Genomic DNA, 9832 nt, shown 5'->3' on the forward strand with positions numbered 1-9832 from the left:
CAACCTGCATTACCGATCTGCTTAACAGATTATTTACTCAAGAGTGGTTATCGTGTGCCAATAGAGAACCATCTCCCGCCGTTTCTTCGTCTACGATCAAGATGATACGGGATCACACAACAACACCAAGCGCATGGAACTTGCCCAAAATGCATAACCTCTCCTTGAACTGGAAAATATTCCTCCCTCTTGCGCTGGTCATCAGCACCACCTTTGGCCTCTGCTTCGAACTCTCCGCCTGGCTGCAACGGGATCTCGCCATCCGGCTGGCAGAGGAGAAAGTTGAGAGCATGGCCAACACCTATATGGATCAGGTGAACGTGCTGATGATGACTGGTGGCATGGCCAACCGGCAAATCGTGCAGACCAAACTCAAGAGTGAAGCGGGCATCGTTGAGGCCCGTCTGGTGCGCGCCCCCGCCGTCAGCAACCTGTTTGGCCCGGGTCACCCGGATCAGAAAGCGCAGGATCCCCTCGATGAGCGAGCCATCAATCAGGGCGAAGCCATTCTGGAGCAGCAGGGCAACCGGCTCACCCTGATCAAACCGTTCAAAGCCTACAAGGAGTATCGCGGCACCCAGTGCCTCACCTGTCACCAGGTCAATGAGGGGACCGTGATGGGGGCAGTCCGGATCAGTTATGACCTCAGCCACACCTTCGGCGAGATCCGCCACAACAACCTGATCCTGAGCGGCAGCCTGGCCGCCGTCTTCAGTCTCGGCTTCGGCTTGCTCTGGTGGGTATTGCAACGCTACGTGAAACACCCCCTGCGCCAGCTGCAGCTCACCATGATCCGGATGGCCAAAGAGCGCGATCTCGCCCTCCCCCTGGTCAATCACAGCCGGGATGAACTGGGCCAGATGACACGCGCCGTCAATGACATGGTGCAGGGATTCCGCCACAGCCTGCAGGAGGTGGAAGGGGCAACCCACCAGCTCTATCAGGAGTCAAACCAGATCCGTCAGGTGGCGACCCAGACCGAAAACTCGGCCCGCCAGCAAGAGGGGATGACCACCCAGGTCGCCGCCGCCGTGAGCGAACTGGCCGCCAGCTCTCATGAAGTGCGCGAACATGCCCGCCACAGCGCCGAGCTCTCCGCCCTCACCAATCAGGATGCCGCTGATACCAGCCGCCTCGCCCAGCACTCCATCACTGACATGGGCGAGATGTCGGCAGAGATCGATCGGGTGGATCAGGTGATCCAGCAACTCGACAGCCGCTGCCTGGCTGTTGACGGTGTGCTCGAGGTGATCAAGGGGATTGCCGATCAGACCAACCTGCTGGCCCTCAACGCTGCCATTGAAGCGGCCCGGGCTGGCGAGCAAGGCCGTGGCTTTGCGGTAGTAGCCGATGAAGTACGGGCCCTCTCCAATCGCAGCCGCGCCGCTAGCGAAGAGATCTCCCAGATGATCGCCGCCCTGCAAAATGAGGCCCAGAGCGCAGTTACGGTGATCGGGGATGCAAAAAGCAAAGCCGATGAGAGCATCAGCAAGACCGAAGCGACCCTGGCAGCCATGCAGAACATTATCGAGCGCATCGCCCGCATTAACGACCTCAACGCCCAGATGGCCCAGTCAGCGGAAGAGCAGGACAGGGTCTGCAACGAGGTGGACCACTCTGTGAACCAGATCCGCAACACCTCCAACGACACCCTGGGTCAGGCACACGCCGCCAACCTCGCCAGCGTTCAATTGGTCGAGCAGTGTCAGAAACTGGAAGCCCTGCTGAAAACCTACCGCTGGTAATCCACTTCACCAACGAAAAAGCGCGACCCGAGGGTCGCGCTTTTGTTTTATGGATTCGATTTGGCCGAACGGCAGGTTGCTGTTCCAGCGGCGCGTTGACGATTAACAGCACCGCCGGGATGGTTTTAGCGGGCGTTACGGGTTGCGACGGCATCCGCCAGATTGCGCAGCAACACTTCGGTATCAGCCCAACCGATGCAGGCATCTGTGATGCTCTGGCCGACGGTGAGTTCACACCCTTCCACCAGATCCTGACGGCCTTCCACCAGGTGGCTCTCCACCATCACACCAAACACCGCCTTGCTGCCGGCACGCAGCTGACCGGCTACATCTTCAGCCACCACCATCTGGTTCTTGAACTGTTTGCTGCTGTTGGCGTGACTAAAGTCGATCATCACCTTCTGGGGCAGACCGGCCTTCTCCAGCCCCTTCACAACGTCGCTGACATGGGCCGCGCTGTAGTTCGGCTCACGACCACCACGCAGAATGATGTGACAGTCCGGATTACCGCGGGTCGCCACAATGGCAGAGTGACCATATTTGGTGACCGACAGGAAATGGTGCGGCGCACTGGCAGCGCCAATGGCATCGATGGCAACCTTGATGGTGCCGTCAGTGCCGTTCTTGAAGCCCACCGGAGAGGAGAGACCGGAGGCCAGCTCGCGGTGTACTTGGGATTCGGTGGTACGGGCACCGATCGCGCCCCAGCTCATCAGATCCGCCACATATTGCGGGGTGATCATATCGAGGAACTCGGAGGCAGTGGGCAGCCCCATGTCGTTGAGATCCAGCAACAGCTTGCGACCAATGCGCAGACCGTCGTTGATCTTGCAGCTATTGTCGAGGTACGGATCGTTGATCAGCCCCTTCCAGCCCACTGTGGTGCGCGGTTTTTCGAAGTAGACCCGCATCACGATCTCCAGCTGACCTTTCAGCTCGTCGCGCAGCGCCTTGAGGCGCTTGCCGTACTCCAGCGCGGCAACCGGATCGTGTATGGAGCATGGGCCAATCACCACCAGCAGACGATCATCTTCGCCGGCCAGGATATTGTGAATGGCCTGACGGGATTCAAAAACGGTGGACGAGGCAACCTCGGTAGCCGGAAACTTCTCAAGCACCGCAACCGGGGGTAATAACTCTTTGATTTCACTGATACGAACGTCGTCGGTTTGATGCTGCATGACAAGGCTTCCTGCTAGATGACTGCGATTAGGAAATCTCAACATAGCCCGCGACAGCGCATGTGTAAATAGGAAATTACAGTAATCACAAAACTATTTTATATAGCAATCTTGCAAGTTATTAAAATGATGCTATGCGAAATGGAAATGCGGATAAGGAAGGCAAAAAGACCCGCTCAGCGCGGGCCCGAAGCATCGGTGAAGACGGGTTTGTCAGTGATCAGCCACGCTGGCTGATACTGGCCAGCTTGTCGAAGTAATCCGGGAAGGTCTTCGATGTGCACTTGGGGTCATTGATGGTGACCGGGGTATCCGACAGCGCCACCAGCGAGAAGCACATGGCGATACGGTGATCGTTGTAGGTATCGACCTCGGCGTGCTTGAGCTGGGTCGGCGGGGTCACTGTGATAAAGTCATGCCCCTCCTCCACTTCGACGCCCAGCTTGCGCAGCTCGGTCGCCATGGCGTGCAGACGATCGGTCTCCTTCACCCGCCAGTTGTAGATATTGCGAATGGAGGTCGGGCCCTCGGCAAACAGGGCGGCAACGGCGATGGTCATGGCCGCATCGGGAATATGGTTCATATCCATATCGATACCGTGCAGCGGTGCCTGCTCCGCCTCGATAAAGTCATCACCCCAGGTGATGCGCGCGCCCATCTTCTCCAGTACATCGGCGAAATGGATATCGCCCTGAATGCTGTGCTTGCCGATACCGGTGACCCGCACCTTGCCCTTGATGGCGCCCGCCGCGAGGAAGTAGGAGGCACTGGAAGCATCCCCTTCAACCAGAAAATCCCCCGGGCTGATGTAGGTCTGGTTGCCCTTGATGTAGAACAGCTTGTAGTTGTCGTGCTCGATGACCACCCCGAACTGCTTCATGATGTGCAGGGTGATGTCGATGTAGGGCTTGGAGACCAGCTCTCCCTTGATGTGGATCCGGGTATCACCGGCCGCCATTGGCGCCGCCATCAAAAACGCGGTCAGGAACTGGCTGGAGACGGAGCCATCGACGTGCACATCGCCGCCCCACAGCCCCTTGGCATCCACCACCAGCGGCGGATAACCATCGTGTTTCAGGTACTGGATATGGGCACCCGCTTCACGCAGGGCATCCACCAGATGGCCGATGGGACGCTCTTCCATGCGCGGCTCGCCGCCCAGGGTATATTCACCGGAGCCGAGGCATAGCGCGGCGCAGAGCGGTCGCATCGCAGTACCGGCGTTGCCAAGGAACAGATTGACCGGCTCTTTCACCGCGAAGCTGCGGCCCAGACCCTGCACGGTACACTCGGTCTTGTCGGCGGAGAGCTTGTACTTGACCCCGAGCTGGGTCAGCGCAGCCAGCATATGACGAATGTCATCGCTGTCGAGCAGGTTGGTCAGACGGGTGGTGCCCCGGGCCAGCGCCGCCAGCAGCAGCGCACGGTTAGAGACACTCTTGGAGCCGGGCAGATTGACCTCACCGGCCACACGAGAAATGGGTTCCAAACGCAACGAATTCATAGACTTCCTGTGCTATCTCAAAAATAAACGCCTGTCCGGACGTTAACAGCCTGCGTCCCGCTCGGCAAGGGCGCTTTCAGGGGAATTCGCATGGCAAACGCCAGTACGCTGGTTCTGTTGAAAAAAAGACGCCGGGGTATCCCCGGCGTCTTGAATCACTGCAATAGCTGGAAGCGGCTCACGGGTTGTCACGAGAGGCCACCAGCAAACACATAGGGGCTCTCTTCTCAGCCGTTGCGCTTGGCAAAGCCATCCATAAAGCTCACCAGGGCCTTCACCCCCTCCAGCGGCATGGCGTTGTAGATGCTGGCGCGCATGCCACCGACAATGCGGTGCCCTTTGAGGGCCAGCAGGCCAGCCGCTTCCGATTCGGCCAGGAACTGCTTGTCCAGCTCGGCATTTTTCAGCTGGAACGGGATGTTCATCCGCGAACGGCAGCTGACATCCACCTGATTGCCGTAGAAGCTCGACTGATCGAGATAGTCATAGAGGAAGTCTGCCTTCTCCTTGTTGCGCGCTTCCATCGCCTCGAGGCCACCCTGTTCCTTGAGCCACTCGAACACCAGACCGGCCAGATACCAGGCGTAGGTGGGCGGGGTGTTGAACATGGAGTCGTTCTTGGCAGTAAGCTTGTAGTCGAAAATCGAGGGGACATCGGCTCTCGCCTGATCCAGCAAGTCATCGCGTACGATGGCGATGGCAAGCCCGGACGGCCCGATATTCTTCTGGGCACCGGCATAGATGATGCCAAAGCGGCTCACGTCGAGAGGACGGGAGAGAATGGTGGAGGAGAGATCTGCCACCAGCGGCACCTCGCCGGTGGCCGGGATGTCGAACATCTCGATGCCGTCAATGGTTTCGTTCGGGCAGTAGTGAACATAAGCCGCATCGGCGCGAAACGCCGGGGTCGGCAGCAGGTGAGAGATCCCCTGTTCGTTCTTGGCAACCCCCTGGAAGGTCTGGATATCGCCATACTTTTTGGCTTCATCCACCGCGCTCTGGGACCAGACACCGGTCAGCAGGAAGTCCGCCTTCTTGTTGGCCCCGCCCAGCAGGTTCATGGGCACGGCGGAGAACTGACCGCGGCCGCCGCCGTGCATAAACAGCACCTTGTAGTTGTCCGGCACCGCCAGCAGTTCGCGCAGATCCGCTTCAGCCTTCTCGGCAACCGCCATGTAGGGCTTGCCGCGATGGGAAAGCTCCATGACCGAGGCACCCAACCCCTGAAAATTACAAAATTCGCGCTGGGCGCGCTCCATGACTTCAACCGGCAGCATGGCGGGGCCGGCGCAGAAGTTGTAAATCTGTTTGCTCATGACGCTTTCCGTGAGTGGATGAGAGTAATCGATGACTTGTCAGGTTTTACACAAGAGCAGCCAGCGGATCAAAGGCTTTTTGGGAGCTGGCTCAACCTTTTACCGTCACTCTGCGTCCCCCTTGCAGTAGAAAAAGCCCTGAACGGGTCAGGGCTTGCAGGGAACATGCACAGAAATGGCAGGCAGAGCGCATAAACGACCACAGCTCAGCCATTTCTGACAAATTTACAGTTTGGCGGTGAGCTCCGGCAGCAGAGTGAAGAGATCCCCCACCAGTCCGTAGTCCGCCACCTGAAAGATGGGGGCATCGCTGTCCTTGTTGATGGCCACAATCACCTTCGACTCCTTCATCCCCGCCAGATGCTGGATGGCCCCCGAGATACCGACCGCGATATAGAGCTCCGGCGCCACCACCTTGCCAGTCTGCCCCACCTGCAGATCGTTGGCGACATATCCTGCATCAACGGCGGCTCGCGATGCGCCCACCGCCCCACCCAGCTTGTCGGCCAGCGCTTCTATCAAAGCAAACTGCGCCTTTGAGCCGAGTGCCCGGCCACCGGAGACCACCACCCGGGCGGAGGTCAGTTCGGGCCTGCTGGAGCGCACCGCGCGGCGCTCGACCAGCCGGGTACGACCAGAGAATTCGGGCACGGCCAAGCGTTCGATGAGAGCCTGCCCGCCTGTCGCCGCCTTGGCAAACGCGGTGGCCCGCACCGTCATCACTTTGACGGGCGCCGAGCTTGCCACTCTGGCAATGGCATTGCCCGCATAGATGGGGCGCAGGAAGGTGTCGCTGCTCTCGATAGCCGTCACCTCGGAGAGCATCTCCACCCCGAGCCGGGCCGCTACCTGTGGCAGCAGCGCCTTGCCCATGGTACTCGCCGCCATCAGGCAGTGGCTGTAACCTTCGCACCAGCTGGCCAGCAGCTTGTCGACCCCATCCAGCAGCCCGTCGGCCAGCAGGGGATGCTCGGCAAGCAGAACCTTGTCGACACCGCTGAGGGCTGCCGCCTGTTCACCCGCCTCGGTCAGCCCCTGACCCAGCAACAGCAGGTCAACCTGACCGCCGATGGATCCGGCGGCGGTGACCAGTTGTGCCACGTTGTCGGCCAGATGGCCCTGATGATGTTCGGCAATGATCAGCACGCTCATGGCAACACCTTCGCTTCGTGTTTGAGTTTGTCCACCAGCTCGTCCACCGAGCCCACCTTGATCCCGGCGCTGCGGGCTGGCGGCGCCATCACCCCGAGCAAACGGGTCTGGTTGGCCACCTCAACGGCGAGTGTCGAGAATGGAGCGCTATCAAGCGGCTTGCGCTTGGCCTTCATGATGTTGGGCAGCGAGGCAAAGCGCGGTTCATTCAAACGCAGATCGGCGCTCACCACCGCAGGCAACGGCATGCCCAGGGTCTCGAGGCCACCGTCGATTTCGCGAGTCACCAGCAGCTCCCCAGCTTCAACCTTGAGGGCTGACGCGCAGGTCGCCAGCGGCCAATCATTGAGGGCAGCCAACATCTGGGCCACCTGATTGTTGTCTGAATCGATGGACTGCTTGCCGAGCAGCACCAGATCCGGCTGCTCCTGCTCACACACCTTGTGCAAGGCGCGGGCGACAGTCAGCGGAGTGAGCGTCTCATCGGTGACACTCTCACCGGTTATATAGTGCAGCGCCCGATCCGCCCCCAGCGCCAGCCCATGGCGCAGTTGCTCGGCGGCAGCGTCAGGGCCAAAGGTCACCACAACCAGTTCGCTGGCAACCCCGGCTTCCCGCAGCCTGACCCCCTCCTCCACCGCAATTTCACAAAAGGGGTTGATCCCCATCTTCACATTGGCGAGCTCCACGTCGGAGCCGTCTCCCTTCACCCGGATCTTGACGTTGTAGTCGACTACCCGTTTGATTGCGACCAGCAGCTTCATGGGGTCATGCCTCGTCTCTTTGGATTGAATTCATTAGTGTGCCTCTGCGTTTGTTGCAGTACGCTCTTCCCTGATTTTTTGCTTTTTCTTGCTCAGTTTTACTTACAACCGCTTTACGTTTACGTAAACTACCAGCATTACCCTAGGCCAACCAGAGCGCAGAGGCAAGATGGAACGGGAAGCAATGGAATTTGATGTCGTCATCGTCGGCGGCGGTCCGGCGGGGCTCAGTGCAGCCATCGCCCTGAAACAGCAGGATGCCACTCTCTCTGTCTGTCTGCTGGAGAAAGGGGCGGAAATTGGTGCCCATCTGCTCTCCGGCGCCCTGTTTGATCCCGTCGTCTTGCAAGAGCTGCTGCCGGATTGCTGGCAGCAAGCGCCGCTCGGCGTACCGGTCAGCGACGATCAGGTTCATCTGCTGCAAAGCGAGCAACGTTCCCTGCAACTCCCCGCCTGGGCAGTGCCACCCCGGATGCACAATCAGGGTTGCCATGTGGTCAGTCTGGGCAATCTCTGCCGCTGGCTCGGCCAGCAGGCGGAAAAACTGGGAGTCGAAATATACCCGGGATTTACCGCCAGCGAACTTATCATGGACGCGGGCCGGGTCAAGGGGGTCATCACCGGCGATCTGGGGCTGGATCGGGCGGGCAACCCGAAAGCTGATCATGTGCCCGGCATGGCGCTGCTCGGTCGCTACACCCTCTTTGCCGAAGGAGCCCGCGGCCATCTCGGCAAGCAGCTGATCGCCGACTTCAACCTGGCAAGCCCTGCCCAGCCCCAGCACTATGCCATCGGCTTCAAGGAGCTGTGGCAACTGCCTGCTGGCCAAGGCAAAGCGGGACAGGTGCTGCACGGCAGTGGCTGGCCCCTTGGCAAGCAGGGGGGCGGCAATAGCCACGGTGGCTTCTACCTCTATCACATGGAGGGGGATCAGGTCGCGGTCGGGCTGATTGTCGATCTCAACTACCAGAATCCCTGGCTCAGCCCGTTCGACGAATTCCAGCGCCTCAAACATCACCCGCTTATCGCTGGCGTGTTGCAAGATGGGGAGCGCATCAGCTATGGCGCACGCGCCATCACCAAAGGGGGCTGGCACGCCCTGCCCCGCATGCACTTCCCCGGCGGGCTGCTTATCGGTTGTGATGCGGGCACTCTCGACTTTTCCCGGATCAAGGGGATCCACACCGCCATGAAGTCCGGCATGCTGGCGGCAAAAACCGTCGCGATGGCACTGCGAGGTTGCGATGAAGGAGGCCGGGATCTGGCCCAGTATGGTGACGAGCTGCACCAGAGCTGGCTGGCCCGCGAGCTCAAGGCGGCGCGCAACTTCGGCGCGGCGCTTCACCGCTATGGTCCCTGGTTGGGCGGTGCCTTCAACTGGCTGGAGCAACGGCTGTTTGGCGCAAACTCGCCCTTCAAACTGCTCGATAAGGCTCACGATTACCGTCAGCTGCGCGTGGCCAGCCGCTGCGAGCCCATCCATTATCCCAAACCCGATGGCAGACTGAGCTTTGACAAGCTCTCGTCTGTGTATCTGGCCAACACCAGTCACGACGAGGATCAACCTTGCCACCTCAAGCTGCAGGACGAGCGCATTCCGGTCGATGTCAATCTGCCCACCTGGGCTGAACCCGCCCAACGCTACTGCCCGGCCGGGGTGTTTGAAGTACTGGAAATGGAAGGCGCGGCCAAACTGCAAATCAACGCCGCCAACTGCATTCACTGCAAGACCTGTGACATTAAAGATCCCAGCCAAAACATCGTCTGGACACCGCCACAGGGAGGCTCCGGGCCCAACTATCCGAATATGTGATGGAACGGCGATGCCAAGATGCGGTGACATCAAAGATGCTCAGCCCCAAAACATCGTCTGGATACCGCCACAAGGAGGATCCGGGCCCAACTATCCCAATATGTGATGAAATACGGCGATACCAAGACGCGGTGACATCAAAGATACTCAGTCCCAAAACATCGTCTGGACACCGCCACAAGGGGGCTCCGGGCCCAACTATCCCAATATGTAATGGAACGGCTATGCCAAGATGCGTTGACATCAAAGATACTCAGTCCCAAAACATCGTCCAGACGCCGCCACAGGGAGGCTCCGGGCCAAATTATCCGAATATGTGATGAAGCGGGGCAGCGGCAACAAGCAGCCCCAGCTAGC

At 59.5% G+C, this 9832-nt stretch carries 7 protein-coding genes and 1 pseudogene; 3 read left to right on the forward strand and 5 right to left on the reverse strand.

Going from position 1 to position 9832, the window contains the following annotated elements:
- The first annotated feature begins 149 nt into the window (after window positions 1–149).
- Window positions 150–1745, forward strand: coding sequence for a methyl-accepting chemotaxis protein (locus tag ACRAUW_RS05270; protein ID WP_431361448.1), 1596 nt, complete (start codon window positions 150–152; stop codon window positions 1743–1745).
- A 125-nt stretch (window positions 1746–1870) separates the two neighbouring features.
- On the opposite strand, the gene aroG is transcribed toward ACRAUW_RS05270, so the two are convergent.
- From aroG to ACRAUW_RS05295, 5 genes are all read right to left on the reverse strand, one after another.
- On the reverse strand, window positions 1871–2926 hold the full coding sequence (gene aroG / locus ACRAUW_RS05275) for a 3-deoxy-7-phosphoheptulonate synthase AroG (protein ID WP_431361449.1): 1056 nt from the start codon (window positions 2924–2926) through the stop codon (window positions 1871–1873).
- A 220-nt stretch (window positions 2927–3146) separates the two neighbouring features.
- On the reverse strand, window positions 3147–4430 hold the full coding sequence (gene aroA, locus ACRAUW_RS05280) for a 3-phosphoshikimate 1-carboxyvinyltransferase (RefSeq protein WP_431361450.1): 1284 nt from the start codon (window positions 4428–4430) through the stop codon (window positions 3147–3149).
- Between the two features lie 227 nt (window positions 4431–4657).
- A complete protein-coding gene (gene serC, locus ACRAUW_RS05285; RefSeq protein WP_120414429.1) occupies window positions 4658–5746 on the reverse strand; it encodes a 3-phosphoserine/phosphohydroxythreonine transaminase in 1089 nt (362 codons plus the stop codon).
- Window positions 5747–5971: 225 nt separating this feature from the next.
- Window positions 5972–6898 (reverse strand): electron transfer flavoprotein subunit alpha/FixB family protein, encoded by a 927-nt coding sequence (locus ACRAUW_RS05290; RefSeq protein ID WP_431361451.1) that lies wholly within the window; start codon window positions 6896–6898, stop codon window positions 5972–5974.
- The gene (locus ACRAUW_RS05295; RefSeq protein ID WP_139412005.1) at window positions 6895–7662 is read right to left on the reverse strand and encodes an electron transfer flavoprotein subunit beta/FixA family protein; all 768 of its coding nucleotides are present in this window, start codon (window positions 7660–7662) and stop codon (window positions 6895–6897) included. Before ACRAUW_RS05295 ends, ACRAUW_RS05290 begins: the two co-directional genes overlap by 4 nt.
- A gap of 169 nt (window positions 7663–7831) precedes the next feature.
- Between ACRAUW_RS05295 and ACRAUW_RS05300 the strand changes: the two genes are divergently transcribed.
- Together ACRAUW_RS05300 and ACRAUW_RS05305 are read left to right on the forward strand one after the other, a co-directional pair.
- Complete coding sequence (locus ACRAUW_RS05300; RefSeq protein WP_431361452.1) at window positions 7832–9475, forward strand: electron transfer flavoprotein-ubiquinone oxidoreductase; 1644 nt, start codon at window positions 7832–7834, stop codon at window positions 9473–9475.
- Window positions 9476–9608: 133 nt separating this feature from the next.
- Window positions 9609–9689: pseudogene (locus ACRAUW_RS05305) on the forward strand (4Fe-4S dicluster domain-containing protein); the annotation flags it as partial.
- Window positions 9690–9832: the final 143 nt, after the last annotated feature.

The sequence above is a fragment of the Aeromonas sp. genome, assembly GCF_050633025.1.
Taxonomy (GTDB): domain Bacteria; phylum Pseudomonadota; class Gammaproteobacteria; order Enterobacterales; family Aeromonadaceae; genus Aeromonas.